16 protein-coding genes are annotated in these 15,686 nt (G+C 45.8%); 8 read left to right on the top strand and 8 right to left on the bottom strand.

The genetic code is table 11. The features are described from left to right. Positions 1-108 precede the first annotated feature (108 nt). Positions 109-2,493, top strand: coding sequence for a polyprenyl synthetase family protein (locus tag QMG93_RS26650; protein WP_281941945.1), 2,385 nt, complete (start codon positions 109-111; stop codon positions 2,491-2,493). Positions 2,494-2,505: 12 nt separating this feature from the next. Here QMG93_RS26650 and QMG93_RS26645 read toward each other — a convergent pair whose 3' ends face one another. Further along, the gene (locus QMG93_RS26645) at positions 2,506-3,150 is read right to left on the bottom strand and encodes an SGNH/GDSL hydrolase family protein (RefSeq protein ID WP_281942046.1); all 645 of its coding nucleotides are present in this window, start codon (positions 3,148-3,150) and stop codon (positions 2,506-2,508) included. A gap of 427 nt (positions 3,151-3,577) precedes the next feature. On the opposite strand from QMG93_RS26645, the gene QMG93_RS26640 reads away from it, so the two are divergent. Beyond that, complete coding sequence (locus QMG93_RS26640; RefSeq protein WP_281941944.1) at positions 3,578-5,275, top strand: AIPR family protein; 1,698 nt, start codon at positions 3,578-3,580, stop codon at positions 5,273-5,275. A gap of 290 nt (positions 5,276-5,565) precedes the next feature. Further along, complete coding sequence (locus tag QMG93_RS26635; protein ID WP_281941942.1) at positions 5,566-6,240, top strand: hypothetical protein; 675 nt, start codon at positions 5,566-5,568, stop codon at positions 6,238-6,240. 150 nt (positions 6,241-6,390) lie between these two features. Here the strand turns inward: QMG93_RS26635 and QMG93_RS26630 are convergent, their stop codons facing one another. Then, a complete protein-coding gene (locus tag QMG93_RS26630) occupies positions 6,391-7,488 on the bottom strand; it encodes a hypothetical protein (protein ID WP_281941940.1) in 1,098 nt (365 codons plus the stop codon). Positions 7,489-7,920: 432 nt separating this feature from the next. Next, entirely contained in the window at positions 7,921-8,535 is a 615-nt protein-coding gene (locus QMG93_RS26625) for a DJ-1/PfpI family protein (RefSeq protein WP_281941938.1), read from the bottom strand. Positions 8,536-8,882: 347 nt separating this feature from the next. Here QMG93_RS26625 and QMG93_RS26620 point away from each other — a divergent pair, with 347 nt between their 5' ends. Together QMG93_RS26620 and QMG93_RS26615 are read left to right on the top strand one after the other, a co-directional pair. Then, positions 8,883-9,413, top strand: coding sequence for a GNAT family N-acetyltransferase (locus QMG93_RS26620; protein ID WP_281941936.1), 531 nt, complete (start codon positions 8,883-8,885; stop codon positions 9,411-9,413). A gap of 6 nt (positions 9,414-9,419) precedes the next feature. Further along, on the top strand, positions 9,420-10,496 hold the full coding sequence (locus tag QMG93_RS26615) for an ankyrin repeat domain-containing protein (protein ID WP_281941934.1): 1,077 nt from the start codon (positions 9,420-9,422) through the stop codon (positions 10,494-10,496). A 58-nt stretch (positions 10,497-10,554) separates the two neighbouring features. On the opposite strand, the gene QMG93_RS26610 is transcribed toward QMG93_RS26615, so the two are convergent. Further along, positions 10,555-11,604: a hypothetical protein gene (locus QMG93_RS26610; RefSeq protein WP_281942044.1), complete on the bottom strand. Its 1,050-nt coding sequence runs from the start codon at positions 11,602-11,604 to the stop codon at positions 10,555-10,557. A 254-nt stretch (positions 11,605-11,858) separates the two neighbouring features. Between QMG93_RS26610 and QMG93_RS26605 the strand changes: the two genes are divergently transcribed. Further along, on the top strand, positions 11,859-12,365 hold the full coding sequence (locus QMG93_RS26605; RefSeq protein WP_281941932.1) for a ferritin: 507 nt from the start codon (positions 11,859-11,861) through the stop codon (positions 12,363-12,365). A gap of 81 nt (positions 12,366-12,446) precedes the next feature. On the opposite strand, the gene QMG93_RS26600 is transcribed toward QMG93_RS26605, so the two are convergent. The 4 genes from QMG93_RS26600 to QMG93_RS26585 all read right to left on the bottom strand — a co-directional run bounded on the left by QMG93_RS26600 (position 12,447) and on the right by QMG93_RS26585 (position 14,712). Beyond that, positions 12,447-13,007 (bottom strand): methylated-DNA--[protein]-cysteine S-methyltransferase, encoded by a 561-nt coding sequence (locus tag QMG93_RS26600; RefSeq protein ID WP_281941930.1) that lies wholly within the window; start codon positions 13,005-13,007, stop codon positions 12,447-12,449. Positions 13,008-13,031: 24 nt separating this feature from the next. Further along, on the bottom strand, positions 13,032-13,595 hold the full coding sequence (locus tag QMG93_RS26595; protein ID WP_281941928.1) for a bifunctional transcriptional activator/DNA repair enzyme AdaA: 564 nt from the start codon (positions 13,593-13,595) through the stop codon (positions 13,032-13,034). 184 nt (positions 13,596-13,779) lie between these two features. Next, complete coding sequence (locus QMG93_RS26590; protein ID WP_127463200.1) at positions 13,780-13,968, bottom strand: DUF2892 domain-containing protein; 189 nt, start codon at positions 13,966-13,968, stop codon at positions 13,780-13,782. A 69-nt stretch (positions 13,969-14,037) separates the two neighbouring features. Further along, the gene (locus QMG93_RS26585) at positions 14,038-14,712 is read right to left on the bottom strand and encodes a Crp/Fnr family transcriptional regulator (protein WP_281941925.1); all 675 of its coding nucleotides are present in this window, start codon (positions 14,710-14,712) and stop codon (positions 14,038-14,040) included. A gap of 198 nt (positions 14,713-14,910) precedes the next feature. Between QMG93_RS26585 and QMG93_RS26580 the strand changes: the two genes are divergently transcribed. Further along, a complete protein-coding gene (locus QMG93_RS26580) occupies positions 14,911-15,327 on the top strand; it encodes a hypothetical protein (RefSeq protein WP_281941923.1) in 417 nt (138 codons plus the stop codon). After that, complete coding sequence (locus tag QMG93_RS26575; RefSeq protein WP_029191333.1) at positions 15,320-15,541, top strand: type II toxin-antitoxin system HicA family toxin; 222 nt, start codon at positions 15,320-15,322, stop codon at positions 15,539-15,541. Before QMG93_RS26580 ends, QMG93_RS26575 begins: the two co-directional genes overlap by 8 nt. Positions 15,542-15,686: the final 145 nt, after the last annotated feature.

Here is a 15,686-nt window from a genome sequence, read left to right as displayed (position 1 = left end):
TCCCTCCTACTGCTGTCGGCGCTTCCCCTTTTAACATGATCCGCAACCTAAAAAAAACTCTCCCGTATTTACCCCTATACCAACAATAGAAGCTGAGGTCATACACCTATGAGTGAGGAATATATAATTCATGCCGATACCTGTTATCGGCTAGCGGAGCAGAAAGCTGCCGGCTATTTTGCGTCCCTTTATCAGCAGGTCATGAAAAAGACGTATGTGTCTGTCCTTACGGAGGATTTCGAGCTGTGGCAACGAGATCATGTTCGCGGCCAATCATGGATCTCCATGTTTGCCCGAGGCAAGCGGGGGGCCGATGGCGGGGACTATCACCGCTATATCCAATGGCTGAAGCATACGGGCACATTGGATGCTTACCTGGATCGCAGCGTCTCCTATATTTACATGCGAGATCTGGGCAAAGCCATCGATTCTCCCGAAGCACAGGCTAAAATACGGCGTGTAGCTGCTGACGTCAAGCAACGTTTGCTTCTCCCCGCCGCAACTAACCGGGAAGCCCGTCCGGCGTTTGTCAGCTTCGCGGGGCTGTATCGATGGGCTCAGAAAGAAGGCATTGAACCGGCTGCGATATGGGTGATCGACAAGCTGAAGGGCGTAGCGGCCCATATTCCGGAAGAAATGAATGCCGAGCATGCCCAGCGGAAACTGATCAAGATCATTGTCGGGGTCGTCATGCATGCGATTGAAGAGATGGGAGATGAGCCATCGCCCGAGGAGCGTGCCCGGAGACTTGACGAAGCGATCCGGCTCGGTTATTCCTATGGTCTGACTTATCCGTTCATCGACGATCTTCTGGATGCACAGGTCTTAACCGCTCAAGAGAAAGCACATTATTCCGATATGATACGGACTGCGCTTCTTACGGGATCGGTGCCGGAATTGGGCGAATGGTCCGGAGCCCGCAAAGCTATGATTCAATACATTCACTCGGAGCTTCGGGAAGCCTTTGAATATATGAAAAGCCGCCAGCGGCCGGAAACCCAACACCTGTTTTTCGAGCAAGCCTACGTATTCTTTCACTCGCAGGAATTGGACCGTGCAAAGGATATGACCCATGCCACGTACACCAATGAAGAGCTTTATGTGCCTATCATCTTAAAGTCCGCTTCTTCCCGTTTGATTGCCCGCTCGATCCTTCGCGCTCCCTTAGACGAAGGCTTTGAGGATCGAACCTTCTTCTATGGCATATTCAACCAGCTGGCCGACGATTTCGCGGATATGTTCGACGATAGGAAAGACGGTGCGGTAACGCCCTACACCTATTATTTGACGTACCGTGATCAACGGCCCGATCTGATCAATCCCTTTGAATTATACTGGACGGTCATTGCCCATCTCATTCATGACGTGTATCGCTCCGATGCGAAGGCCCGCGAGGTGATCCTGGCTCGGGCCATCAACGGTCTAAAACGCTGCAAAGCGCGCATCGGCACCGAAAAATATAACCGCATTATGGAGATCTTTGCTTCGGAAAACCCGGCATTCAACCGACTTGTTCAACATATGGTTGACAAAGCGGAAGATGTGGAATTTTTCGATAAACTGCTTCGGGACCAACTGGTCGCCATTTTAAAAAGAGACCGGAACGAAAAAGAAGAATTCGCCGAAACTGTCAAAACGGTACGGCGGCAGATCAACGACACTTTGCAGATTGCCAAACCTGACGGCATTCCGGCGATGAAAGAGTCGCTCATTGATGCGGCAAATTACAGTCTGGAAGGGGACGGCAAACGTCTGCGTCCGATCGTGACCTGGGTCATGGGCGTGCAAGAATACGGACTCCGCGCGGAGTCCATCCTTCCTTTGCTGAGATCCATGGAATATATGCATACCGCATCCCTGATTTTCGACGATTTGCCGTCCCAGGATAACGCGTCGATCCGTAGAGGGCGCCCGACACTGCATCGGGTGCATAATAGCGCCACGGCGGAATTAACCGGTCTGTTTCTGATTCAGAAGGCCATTCAGGAACAAGCTTCACTGGATCGGTTTGATGCGAAAACCGTGCTTGCCCTGATGAAGTATTCGGCCGAAATGGCGGAAAATGTGTGTGTGGGACAGGCGATGGATTTAAGCTCCAAAGGAAAAGCGTTGACTCTGGAGCAATTGGAGGCGGTTTGCTTTTACAAAACCGGCATTGTGTTCGAGGCCGCTCTGGTGATGCCTGCTATTCTCGCGCAGGTGAACGAGAAGGAACTCGAAGTGTTGAAAACATTCGCTTATCATGCGGGCATTGCTTTTCAGATCAAGGACGATTTGCTTGATTTGGAAGGGGATGCGCGGTTGCTTGGAAAGCCCGTCGGTCAGGATGCGGAAAACAATAATTCGACGTTCGTCACCATCCTGGGTTCGGAAGGCGCCAGCAAAAAGATGTGGGAGCACTACTGTACCGCCATGGAAGCGTTGCAGGATATGCCGCGCCGTCCCGTTTTTCTGAAGCATTTGTTGGATTATATGGTCAGCAGGAATCGCTAGGATGAGCAAAGATTACTTGTGAGGGATCAGATACGGGGCCAGTCCCGCGGCAATGACCCTGTGCCCCCGATCGTTCGGATGGATGGGCAACGATCCGCTTAACGCGTCTTCCAGCTTTCCATTCCGATAACCATGCACAAGCTCTGCCTGCTTGCCTTCAAACCACGTATGAGTGGGAGCGACAGTGGCGTTGCAGCTATGGGCAAGCTCGCTGATCATCCGATTCAATTGATCTATCGCCTTAACCGCAAGAGGGGTGTTCGGAAACGGATTGTATTGCGTGCAGCAAACGATCCGGGCCCGGCTTCCTTTTTTGATTCGGGTCAGAATGGTACTGACATTACGCCGATACCCGGCCACAAGGTGTTTTACAGCAAGCGGCTGCTTGGTTGTAAAGGAAGCCAGCGCCGCGTTGGCTAAATCCACTCCGCCAATCCAGACCGAAACGACCGAGGAAAGGGCGATCGCGGAGGCCCCCCGCCATATCACGGCATCCAATAGATCGTCGCTGCTCCAACCGGACCGCGCCAGAACAAACCCGCGAACCTTGCGCGAATCCGAATTTAAAGCGGACACGGTCAATTGAGGGTATGCCTTTGCCAGAGAGGAGGCATTTTCGCCAAATGTAATGGAATCTCCGAGAGCTGTATAGATCATCAAGATATCACCAACTCCAACTTTTGATCATAAACTATCATATTGCAGTCAAGCGCATGTTGCGTGGACGTTAACGATTTTAGGAGCTGAGCTTAAAAGTGAGGGAGACGCTCAGGCGATATCAAAACCGTGGTTACACTCGTAGAAGGCTGTGTGAAGATATCTTCGGAGGGAGGCGGCTACCCTAACCCTCCATATGTAAAAACCAAAAAGGAGCTTTGCAAATGAAATATGGTGGCAAGCTCCTTTTTACATAGGCTTTGTTTAAGAAACACTTGTAAAGGACTACTATATTTATTATCTTAATATTGTAAAAAATAGTTCAATTTTGTGCACATGAAGGCGAGCACTTTTTGTATTAATGGATACAAAAATTTAAGGGAATGCCTATGGTAACATTCGGCAAACCCTCTTAGGGGATGAATATATGTCTGGTAATGATGTCATTGTACTTAATGCAATATTAGAACAACGTAGAGATGAAATTGCTAAAACTATTAAAGAAGATGATTTCTTTGAAATATTTACATTTGAACAAGTTTTAAAAAATTATGATTTATCCTACGAAGAGTTAGAAAGTGGAAAAATGGGTTCAGGTGATGATGGTGGTATTGATGGTTTTTTTCTATTCATAAATGATGAACTCGTTGATGAAGATTTTAACGTTGACGAAATAAAGAAAAACCCTAGAATGTATCTTTGTCTTATCCAATCAAAACAATCCGCCTCTTTTAGCGAGATTGCTATGGATAAGATTATTTCGACTGCCTTTGAAATTTTTGATTTATCTAAAAGTGCAGATGACATAAAAAATCGTTATAATTCATTGCTTGTAAAAAAGATTCAACAGTTTAAATCGATTTATGTTAATTTAGCAGTGAAGCACCCCCAATTGACTGTTAAGTTTTTTTATGCAAGTAAAGGAAATAATCAGGATGTCCATCAGAAAGTTGTAGCAAAATCAAGTAATTTAATAGATATTGTAACCTCTAGGTTTGCTGGTTCAGATTGTAGTGTAGAGTTCATAGGTGCTAGACAATTGTTAGATGCTGCTAGAACAGAAAAAACGTATACATTACAACTTCGCTTTTTGGAAAACTATATTTCGAGAGGAGAAGATAATTATATTATTTTATCAAAAATCACTGACTATTGTGATTTCGTTTCGGACGAGCATGGTAACTTAAGAAGATATGTCTTCGAATCGAACGTACGTGATTACCAAGGTGAAGTTGAAGTAAATAAAGATATTAGAAAAACACTGGAAGTAAATGATGATCTAGACTTCTGGTATTTAAATAATGGTGTAACGATATTAGCATCTCATGCAAGTATTGCAGGGAAGACAATAACACTTGACGACATTCAAATAGTTAATGGACTTCAGACAACAACTACAATCTATAATTATTTGGCTGAAAACAAAAGCAAGTGGAGGGAGGAAGGGAGAGGAATTCTGGTTCGAATTATTGTAACTAAAGACCCTGAAGCGCGAGATAGAATCATTAAAGCGACAAATAATCAAACGGCAATTCCAACTGCTTCATTAAGGGCAACAGATCGTATTCAGAGAGATATCGAAGAATATTTAGTCCAATATGGATGGTTTTATGATCGAAGAAAAAATTATTATAAGAATTTAGGGAAACCATCGGATAGAATCGTGAGTATTCCTTACATGGCTCAAAGTGTTATGTCTATTTTATTGAAGGAGCCCGACAATGCAAGGGCTCGACCTTCCTCACTAATTAAACATAATCATGATTATAAAAGAGTTTTTAATGAAGAATACGGCCTGAATTTGTATCTTACATGCGCTGAAATAATGAAGAGAATTGAAATCTTCCTTAAGGATGTGTCGGAATCTCTTCAGGATTATGTACAGTTTAGATTTCACTTAGGTATGATGGTTGTATTTGAATTGTTGAAAAAGCAAAATTACACGGTAGCTGAAGTAGCCACTTTAAGAGGAACAATATTAACTAATGAAGCTCTTTTGGATGTGTTTGAAAAATTAGTTAAGTTGATAGATAATTATAGAAAATATAACATTGGAACATTGGATAAGATCTCTAAATCAAGAGACCTAGTAGAAGAACTAATTAATCAGGATAAGTTATTTTGACTGTGTATTAGATAGTCGAGATGAACCGACGAAAACTTTAGTTCAACTATATACTTAGAATAAGATTCAGAGAGTTTACTCATAATAAATATTGCCGATAATTTTTTTTTGTGATTAATTGAAATCACAATTGCAAAATGTGAACAAGGGATAATCCTATCATATTATTATTACAAATACCGTTAGCTGTCTCTTTTTAGAGCTTCTGGCGGTTTTTTATTTTTTAATGTATGCGAATTTTTAATTGTGTAAATATTGTTTATATAACTAATAGAGTTGGAGTGATGTACATGGAAATTGCGACAAGAAAGAAAGATTATGATTCAATAACTGCTGATTATACGGACATGATAAAAAGAATGATCAAGGAAGGGCGACTTTTTAGCGTTTTTAAAACCCAGATGGAGGTTATTCGAAATGCCTCAAATGATAATAAGGATAATGAGTTAAGAGATTATGTGATCAGCGAAAGTATAAATGTTATTGAGGCGGTATGTAATGACGTATTAAGATGTCGTAGGTGTCATGAAAAATATTTATTTAGGCATTGTAAGAATCCGACTGAAAATAATGAAATGATTCATGCGATAGAATTATCATGTGATTATTTTGGTGATTGTTTTACGCTATCGGAGGATAGAACTCGCGTTTCATACTTTAACTACAACGTACTAAAGATTGTAGAAGTTCTCAGGAGAAAAAGTCGAGGATTCACCATAAAGGTAAGGTTAGGAGGTATGTATATACCGGCTTTATTATACGTGTATAATGATGAAGAAAAACCTATTCTATGGATTGATGCGTACCAAATAACGAATGCTGATGTAGTACAGATATATTGGGATAGTGCCAAAGCACTTGTAAAACAAATGAAACTAGGTAAATTAAAGGCCGAAGATTGTAATCTTGTAGAAGGTGTAAAGAGTTATGTGTTAACGATTTCAAGGGATTCTAAAGTCGTGTGAATGGTAAGCAACTTCTTCAAAAACCTCAGCATAACGCGACTAATTGTACAGAACCACGGTTGTCTTCATTAAAAGCACCGACCAGACTAGGTCGGTGCTGGGGTCCTTTAACGATAATTTAGCAGGAAATCTTAACTTTTTTAATATAAATTATTCTGCAAGAGTTGCTCTGGAGAATTTTTCAAGTTTCGGCTTTATACTATTTTTCCAATGGTCATTAATTTTTGTGACATGATTTAAGACTGTAGTAGATGTACTACTTAGTAAATCAAGTTCGTCCATATTTTTTTCAAACGTTTGGTTAAATTTTTCTTCAGTGTAGACTACTGTATTTTGCAGTAAAAACTCATAATCTTTTCTGGGTAAATTATCGCCGATTATGGAAGCTAGTGTTGTATAAGCTATATCAAAATTTAGAAATTGGCGGATTCTTAGAGGTAGGTATTTTTTATCTGCGAAATTTTCTGCATTAAAGTTGTTTTTATTTAAGAAGCAGAAAAGAGAGTGGATGGAGAATATCCAGTACTTCAAGATATCTGATTCTTTTATGATTTGGATTAGGCTTGGTGGAAAAAGATTTTTTTGATATTCTGGCAAATTAAAAAAGATAAAATTAATAGAAGTTGTTGCAGCAAAGGCATCTGCATCCATTTCCAAAGTCTGGTAATCCAATGGATTGAGAGTAGAACTATTGTTATCCATATCTAAGCTGTTTTCATTTAACACAGTATTCAAGTATAACATATGGCCGTTATAATGATGACCTAGTTCGTGTAAAGTGACATAAGTTAACGCCAGATGTGATAAGAAAAGGGCTAGGTCTTGTCTGAGGGAATCGCTTGGCCCATTGTGAAAAATTATTTGATTTTCTCCGTTATTAATTTCAGGTTCTTTATGTATTATGTAGTCGTTAATACTTGGGGTTCCTATTTCTGGGAAAACCGTAGGGTTAGCAAGAAGTTTTAAAAAAAGATCATGGATATATACAATTGTTCCACAGTTTAAATAAACAAAATCCGTCTCTTCATTGATAAATGCTTTTCCGCCAAATGAGAGATCCTCAAAATAACCGAAATTAAAATTCCTTTTGATATGCTTATTTAATGATGTTGGATTAGAGTTAAATCCATTTACGATAGAATTGAAATACTTTATATATATGTTGAAAAACGAATTGGCCGAGTAGTACTCAGTGTTGAAAACGCTCTTCCCAGTTAGTTTTGTTACGACTGAGCTAAGGTTATTCATATCTAATCGTCCTTTATAAAAATAAGTATTTTAACAATATACATTATCGGTTCCAATGATAGACTAATTTAGATTTAACCATTACTTTCTAGAAGAATTATTTTCAAATTTCCTGATTACGCCTGCAGTAATTATTGAGACATTACCTTCATCTATACCTTTGAACTGTCACTGCAGCTAACTTAAGAAGACAACGCTCACTCAGGCTATTTCTACCCGGGTGACGTTTTAGTGACATTCGGGTAACATCAAAAAGCGACTATATTCTTAGAAGCGCGTGTTTATCATTGAGGTAATAGCGATTCGCCATTACATTCGTACTTTGAATCACTGCGGCGCGTTGCAGCAGGGTATCGAAGACTGGCTTAAAAAAAATACCGTCCCCCGCTAGTACAGGCTAGTGGGGGACGATTCAATATTATGTGTTCTTCTTCAGCACGCGTATTCGTCAAAGTCCGTCTCGAATTGCATGATGCGGGAGACATCCTGTGCGACTTCCCTTCCCGCTAGGCGGTCAACCATATGCAGCGACATGTGCATGCCGTTGGCAACGCCTGCCGAAGTGACGATCCGGTCTTCGTCCACGTATTTGACGTCATCGATGACATCAATCGCCGGATATTGTGTACGCATCCAATCGATGCTATCAATATGAGTCGTCGCCTTTTTCCCGTCCAGAAGACCCGTTTGAGCCAGCAGCAGCGCCCCCGTACATACGGAAGTAATCCATGGCGTATCGCCCGAACGGGCGCGAACCCAGTTGACAAGAGCTTCATTCAAGAGAGCCTTCCTCACTCCCGGCCCCCCGGGGATCACGAGCAGATCGTAGGCAGGGGCGGTGGCCAGACTGTAATCAGGAGTCACTTTCAAGTTATTCTCTGCTACAATCAGACTCCCGGATTCCGATATCGTGGTGACGTTGAACAGTGAGCGTTCGGTCGGTTTATAGCGGTCGTGCACAGCAAGGCCGAACACTTCGTACGGGCCGGTAAAATCAAGAATTTCCACCTGATCAAACAACAAAATACCGACATTCCAAGATTTCATACGATCTCCTCCTCGGTTTTGGTTTTCAAGTTTGGCCTTTAACTGATCTGCCTTCGCCAAGCTGCGCTTATTGGTACATTATACAAGCAGAGCCCTGGACATAAAATGACTACAAGGTGCTATTTCTGGCAAGCAGCAACGTAACGAATGCAGACGAGCTTGAACTGGCAACCACGCGCATATTCGATGCACCGCGAGAGCTTGTTTTTAAGGCTTGGAATTTGCCTGAGCCAAGTGACGGCTACTTTGCTGACTTTGCATTGCCAATAGGAGGGAGAGAAGCTATAATAGACCAAATTGTGAATGATAGGTGGGAGAGTTCGCCGCAGAAGGCGGGAGGGATTCGGATGAACAAGGTCCGGTTAGTCAGACCTTCTATGGAATACCGTGAGCCGTACATGTTGTTCTATGCGGACTGGATAAGCAGTGGGGAACCGATGGTCCCCTGGGTTGTCGGTCAAGCTCCCGACGATTTCGAAGTGATGCTGGAGTTCCTGTATGCCGAAGACAGCGAGGAGAAATTAAGCAATCCTCATTGGGTGCCTCATTCGACCTATTGGCTGCTTTATGAAGAGAACCTTATCGTAGGTGCGGTTAACATTCGTCATCGCTTAAACGAAAAGCTTCTGAACAGCGGCGGTCATATCGGCTATGGCATACGCCCCGGCTATAGGCGCAAGGGCTATGCGGGCGCTTTGCTGGCCCAAGCGCTGCAAATCACGAAAGCGATGGGATTGGACCAGGTGCTGCTGGTCTGTGACAAGGACAACCTCGGCTCGGAGAAGACGATTTTGAAGCATGGCGGCAGGTTTGAATCGGAATTTACAGAAGACGACGGCGGTATCGTCAAGAGGTTTTGGATTCGATTGGGAGGCTAGGCTATCATGACGGAAGTTGAAAAAGAAGTTGTAAGCTGCATCCAAAGCAACGACACGGACGGGGTTATGGCGATTTTGGAAAAGCACGGGTTACCGGAAGGGAGCACGCTTCCCGTCCATATTTTAAACCAAGCGTTGGAGTACAAACGACTGGCTCTGGCCCGGCTTTTGCTGGACAAGTACGGTTTCGACAATTTGAACGATGAGAAGAATCCAGTGATGCCTTACGCTGCCCGGTATGGAACGCGCGATCTATTTGAAAGATTGTTGCAAGCAGGCGCCGATCTAAATGCTCTTACCCATGTGAAGAGTTCCGCTGTGGGAAGGGCTCTTGCCTTCGGCAACCACAAGGGAGTCCGCGCCTTGCTTGAATTGGGCTTCGATATGAGAACCTACGCAGGCGGGAACGCTCTTCGCGACGCCGCAGGGTCCGGAAAATTCGAATTCGTGAAGCTATTCGTGGAGCACGGAGCCGATGTCAACTTTAACGGTCGCAGTCAAGTGTTTCCGTATTGTACGACCCCGGTCCAAATGGCCGCTGCGATCAACCATTTTGAAATCGTAAAGTACTTGATCGAACATGGAGCCGATGTCACGATTAAGGACAAAAACGGCGACCGGGCTTATTCTTATGCCAAGCAGAATAACCATACGGAGCTGATGGAGTACATCAAGCAATTCGAACCTCCGATCTGGCACGAAATGGATAATCGGGTGAAGGAGCTTAAGCGTCTGGGCTTGCCGGCTGAAATTATCAAATGGCTTGGGATTGAGAATCGAAGGATTGATTTTAAGGATTCGAAAATGACCGAATACATTGAATTTGAAACGATATTCGACGTCAGGGTGCTGGAGTGGAGAGGCAGGCAATTTATCGATCTGGTCAAAGACATTGAAAGTTACGCCAATACGGGCTTTATCGTGTGGGTGAAGGACAAAAAATGTCTGGGCAGCCTCGATGTCGAGCATGACGAGTTGATTCTGCTGCCGGGTATGAAGTGGAAAGCTTTCCTGGCTAAGGCAGCCGGTATTATTGACGATATTTTGGATGGAAACTTGTCGGGAGAACCCTGTGAGGATTAGAACAAAAAGCACTGGCCGTGGCGCTCAGTGCTTTTTTACGTTATGGGGCTGCGGGTGGTCAGGATCTTACGGCTTTTTTGGGCTTGATTCGGGCAAGCACATTTGCAGGCAGCTTGCGGACATAGGCGCGGGAGGTTTTCGCGGCTTGGATCTGCTTTACTTTGCCTGCGCCGCTCGCACGAGCCACCTTCGTTCCGAATGCCCGCATCGCCCAGTGGATGGGGAAGGCTATGGAAAGACGGCCGTTCGACGTGCCTGCAAAATTGATGGCCGCCGCGTAATTGTCCGAGCGTCTGAGCCATACCGATCCGGAATCGCCGGCCAGCGAAATGGGGGTAGTTCCTCTGATCACCGTTTGATTTTTGAAATTAAGAACCCCGAGCTTGCCGCCGTAGTCGATTTGGATATCGGTGTCGATCGATTCCACCCTTCCGTTCACCAAGCCTGTCGTGCGTCCCACTTTCTTTAATCGCTCTCCCACCCGATAAGACGTCACATAGCCGGGAATAGCTCCGACCGTCGGATAATTGGGATTAAGCAGACGCTTGTTGATAGGGACGGAGAGCGCCGCGTCTATAAAATTATTTTTCTTTTTCTCCAGCTTTACATAGCGGTATAAACGGCCGATGCGGTCCGTGCCGGAACGGCCTCCATCGGCGCCACCGGGCTGGATCGTTTCTGTGGCGAAGTTCGTATTGTTCGGATTCAGCACATGGTTATTGCTTAACAAATAACGGCTTGCGGCCTTGGAATTGTTCGTCACGATCAGGCCTGCACTGCCCGACTCCGCCGGAGTACCGACACTGTAGCCGGGAGGTACGGGACGAATCCGGCGGGTGTAGTTCGCGTGCGCACGCATTTTTCCCGTTTTGACGACGCGGATCGGGACCGAGGCTCCTTTGTCTTTCGCTTTGGCGGCAAACATAGCGGGACTCAGACCCAGGCTTGCGGAAGAAACCTTATCCGTATAGATGACGACGGCTGCGCCCTTTTTCGGATTCGCAGGATCTCTGTACCCTATTCCGACCCCGTGAACACCGGATTTTTTTAATATGTGGGGGGCCATCTTTCTTTTCATTCGCAATGCAGCCATAAACGTAGCCACAATATTCCTCCCCTTTTTGCAGGATAAGATATTGTATGGTTTTGCTGCCGATTGTTACGGGCGTTCATGAAGAGAAGAATTGCCGTATCGGTGGTGCGTGATTTGGGGACACTATTTTGTGGAATAAAGTGTGCCAGAAATTGCTTTACATTTGGAAAGAGTTACAACATACTAAGGACAGGTGTGGGAAGTATTTCTTTTATTCACCTACATAGAGGGAGAACCTCGGATAGACTGCAAACAAGGGGCGTGACCTGATGCTAAGTGAGAACCTGCTCGCCAAGCTGAACGAACAAATGAACTACGAATTTTATTCCTCCCAAGTGTATCTGGCGATGGCCGGATACTGCTCGTCGGAAAGCTTCGACGGGTTTGCGAACTTTTTTATCGTACAGGCCGAGGAAGAAAAATTTCATGCCATGAAAATTTTTCACTTCATTAACACGCTGGGCAAACGTGCCCATGTCAGTGGAATGGAGGACCCGCAGAACAAGTATACCTCGCTGTTGGATGCTTTTGAACATGCATTTGCTCACGAACAAACCGTAACGAAACGCATCTACGAGTTGTCGGATATCGCTTGGAACGAGCGCGAGCACGCGACAATCAACTTCTTAAAGTGGTTCATCGACGAACAGGTCGAAGAAGAAGCCACGTTCGACAGCATCATTCAGAAGCTTCGCCGCATCGATAACGATAGCAATGCGTTCTACATGCTCGATGCCCAATTGGCGCAGCGTACCTTCACGGCGCCAGCCGAATAGCATAGACCGGAAACGGAAACTGCTCCTCCAAGCTATCAAGCTGTGGGGAGCAGTTTTTGTTTGCGCGGATTCGTAAGCAAGTCAAAACTGAAATCGGGCATGTCCCTTAAGTGTAAAATCTTCGAAGCCTTCCAGCCGGAGCAGCTCTTGCTTCACCTGCAGACCGCCCCGGAACCCCGTGAGTGCGGAGTTTTTGCCAATCACGCGATGGCACGGGACGACGATGGGGATTGGATTAGCTCCGTTCGCGGTGCCTACGGCCCGGACGGCCGCAGGACTGCCTACCTCCCCGGCAATGTCCGAGTAGCTGCGGGTTTCGCCATAGGGAATGCGGGTTAACGCCTGCCAGACGGCGGTTTGGAACTTCGTACCGCGCATATCGAGGGGAAGGTTGAACGTTTGGCGGGTCCCTTCCAAATATTCCTTCAGCTGCCCGACGTACTCGGATAACGGCTCTTGATCATTAATCAACGTGGAGCCCAGAATATGTTTAACCACCCATGTAGTTAAGGTATCGAATGATTCATTAGGCCAAGTAATCCGGCACAAGCCCTGTTTCGTAGCGGCCAGATAGAGCGGCCGGTCCCCTAACTTAGGATGACGGATGGTCGTCCAATACACCTCGGTCGTTGTTTTTCCCATAAGTATGCCTCCTTCTTGATCGGCTTAACGGGTGCCGGCGGTTTCCCGATATTCCATCGGCGTACAGCCGACCGTCTTGTGAAATACGGATGTAAAGTGGGACGGACTGCGGAAGCCAACTTCTGCCGCGATATCGGTTATCGGCTGTTCGCTTGCGGCAAGCAGCCGCTTTGCCTCGTCCATACGGATCTGAAGTAGCTGCTTTGAGGGAGTCGTTCCGGTCACCCGCTTAAACACGCGCTGCAAATGATAGGGGCTCATTTTGAGCTCTGCTCCTATATCGCCAAGCGTCAAAGGCTCGGAGTACCGTCGCTTGATCAATTCATTTACGGCATGAGCGATTTGCGCATCCGGACCATGCTCACCCGGCTGTTCCGGACGGCATCTTTTGCATGCCCGGAATCCCGCTTGCAGCGCTTCCTGGATACTGCCGTATACTTTAACGTTTTCCGGCTTCGGAATGCGGGAGCGGCACGAAGGCCGACAGAAGATTCCCGTCGATGTGATTCCGATATAATACCGCCCGTCGTAGCGGGTGTCGCGCCGCAAAATCGTCTCGTACACCGACTGAAATAGTGCGTCGTCCATATTGGGGCCTCCCCTCTGCCACTCATTATAAACCGAAGTCGCGGGTCTGATAATAGAGCAAGAATAGGACAGCAATAATTCGATAGTGCAAGCTAGGGACGCGGCGGGAACGCAAAACGGCCGTCCGAGCGCGATGGGATCGCTCCGGACGGCCGGCGGCTGAAGCTGGAACAAGGGACAAGCATCAAAGCTTGCATGAATTGATGCCGAGCAACCGGTTCATGAGACATTTTCGGGTAAGCGCCGTGTAAAGCAGGGGAATCCCGATCAAGCCGATATATTTGATTCCCCCTTCCAGCAAGAATAAAAGCGAGAGCAGCGCCAGTCCTGCGACAATTCGAAATACCAAGTCAAAGCCGCCTACATTTTTCATCGTGATCCCTCCGCTACAAGAATGGTTTGCATCTCTTATTGTAGCGGTCGGTTCTCATTCGTTATGTGACTAAGTCACATAACGGCTTTTCACTTGTTCGAGCGCGGCCCGCTGAATATCTTGAATTCGTCCCCGGCCTAAGACAAGCCACCCTTCCTTTTCGAACTCCTTCAGCTTCCGGCTGATCACTTCTCTTGCGGTGCCTAGCTCAACGGCGATTTCATCATGCGTGATACGCAGCGTAGTTGAATCTCCGGTCGTCTTTTGCAGGAGAAAATCGGCGATACGGTATTCCATCGGCTTGAAGGCGACGTCGTCGATCAGGGTGGTGACGATGGACATCCGCTGCGTGAACATTCGGTAAATGTATTGGCGGAGCGGCTTATATTTCTCCACCCACTGCTTGTACACGTCAATCGGGAGGATGAACAGCTCCGAGGGAGTCTCGACCGATGCGGACGCCTCATATTCCATTTCTCCCATAATGCTGGCCATCATCAAGACGCAGCACTCGCCTCCCCGAACACGGTATAGCGTAATTTCTCTCCCCGTCTCGCTAACTTTGTAGACGCGAATACTGCCGTCCAGCGTAAATATTGCGTGCTCCAGCAGCCCCCCTTGTCGAATGGCCAGACTCATGGGAACACGAATAACGGTGATGTCCGGATGCTGCCAATCTTCCGGCTCGACGGATTCAAAACAACGGAATCGATCGATGATCCGGCGAATATGCTCGGGTAACACGACGATGTCTCTCCTCTCCAAGGCAATGCAGTTACTTTCAGCATAGCGGATAGATCGGATAAAAGGAAATGAAGCAACTCTTGGAGCTTTCCTAAAATGTATGAATAAAAGCCAAGTTTACTGGATACGAATGTACATAGGGTACATTGTGTACATTTTGAAGGGTGATTGTTATAATGGAGGTGAGGAGGGATGCTTATGCAAACGTTGCTTAATGCTACGGAGGTACGAGCAAATTTTGGCGGCTTCATTGATTCCGTTGTGCGAGAAAAACCCCAAGCCATAAAACGCAATCGAGATGTGATCATGGCCTTCTCTAAGCAACAGATGAAGGAATTGTTATCTGCTTATGAATTGACTTTTGAATACGAGCAAGATGAAGATGGTGTATATGCCGGTTCTATAGAGCAAATTGAAGATATCGTTGCCGATGCTGAAACACTCGAAGGACTCCGATTCGAGCTGGCGAGACAATTAGTCGAGTATGCGATTGATTATGAAGCTAACTATTCCCGCTACTACAACAGTCCAAACCGCCATAAACATGCGCCATATGTTTTACGTGTAATATTAGAAGACGATATTGAATCTGTAGCAAGAATGTTCCATGCCTAGCTGGAGCGATTTGGAGAGTTTTCTAAAGCGGGACGGTTGGGTATTGATTCGACAAAATGGCAGGGATAAAATTTATGAAAAGACTTTGCCTGACGGGGAAGTGCTGAGGACCGCTGTGTCCAAAGGAACAGGGGAAATCAGCAAAGGTTTGTTTAACCGGATTTTGAAACAACAGCTTAAGGTAGATAAAGCGTACTTTAATTCGAAAAAATAGGGAATCCGGTTGGAATAAGGAGTTCTCGCCTCTGAGAAAGAGGAAGGACTCCTTTGTCGTTTGCAGCCAAATTTTATCGGCTGTCCCCCTATTCAATCTCCCCATTGTTCTGTCGATAATAAAAGAAGTGGTGCACGTTGGAAAT

Source organism: Paenibacillus tyrphae (genome assembly GCF_027925525.1).
Taxonomy (GTDB): domain Bacteria; phylum Bacillota; class Bacilli; order Paenibacillales; family NBRC-103111; genus Paenibacillus_G; species Paenibacillus_G tyrfis_B.
This window is presented reverse-complemented; position numbering and strand designations above follow the sequence as displayed.

Excerpts from the sequence above, each read along its gene's own strand:
- QMG93_RS26650 (WP_281941945.1), top strand. The coding sequence starts at position 109 with ATGAGTGAGGAATATATAATTCATGCCGATACCTGTTATCGGCTAGCG.
- QMG93_RS26645 (WP_281942046.1), bottom strand. The coding sequence starts at position 3,150 with ATGATCTATACAGCTCTCGGAGATTCCATTACATTTGGCGAAAATGCC.
- QMG93_RS26640 (WP_281941944.1), top strand. The coding sequence starts at position 3,578 with ATGTCTGGTAATGATGTCATTGTACTTAATGCAATATTAGAACAACGT.
- QMG93_RS26635 (WP_281941942.1), top strand. The coding sequence starts at position 5,566 with ATGGAAATTGCGACAAGAAAGAAAGATTATGATTCAATAACTGCTGAT.
- QMG93_RS26630 (WP_281941940.1), bottom strand. The coding sequence starts at position 7,488 with ATGAATAACCTTAGCTCAGTCGTAACAAAACTAACTGGGAAGAGCGTT.
- QMG93_RS26625 (WP_281941938.1), bottom strand. The coding sequence starts at position 8,535 with ATGAAATCTTGGAATGTCGGTATTTTGTTGTTTGATCAGGTGGAAATT.
- QMG93_RS26620 (WP_281941936.1), top strand. The coding sequence starts at position 8,883 with ATGAACAAGGTCCGGTTAGTCAGACCTTCTATGGAATACCGTGAGCCG.
- QMG93_RS26615 (WP_281941934.1), top strand. The coding sequence starts at position 9,420 with ATGACGGAAGTTGAAAAAGAAGTTGTAAGCTGCATCCAAAGCAACGAC.
- QMG93_RS26605 (WP_281941932.1), top strand. The coding sequence starts at position 11,859 with ATGCTAAGTGAGAACCTGCTCGCCAAGCTGAACGAACAAATGAACTAC.
- QMG93_RS26600 (WP_281941930.1), bottom strand. The coding sequence starts at position 13,007 with ATGGGAAAAACAACGACCGAGGTGTATTGGACGACCATCCGTCATCCT.
- QMG93_RS26595 (WP_281941928.1), bottom strand. The coding sequence starts at position 13,595 with ATGGACGACGCACTATTTCAGTCGGTGTACGAGACGATTTTGCGGCGC.
- QMG93_RS26590 (WP_127463200.1), bottom strand. The coding sequence starts at position 13,968 with ATGAAAAATGTAGGCGGCTTTGACTTGGTATTTCGAATTGTCGCAGGA.
- QMG93_RS26580 (WP_281941923.1), top strand. The coding sequence starts at position 14,911 with ATGCAAACGTTGCTTAATGCTACGGAGGTACGAGCAAATTTTGGCGGC.
- QMG93_RS26575 (WP_029191333.1), top strand. The coding sequence starts at position 15,320 with ATGCCTAGCTGGAGCGATTTGGAGAGTTTTCTAAAGCGGGACGGTTGG.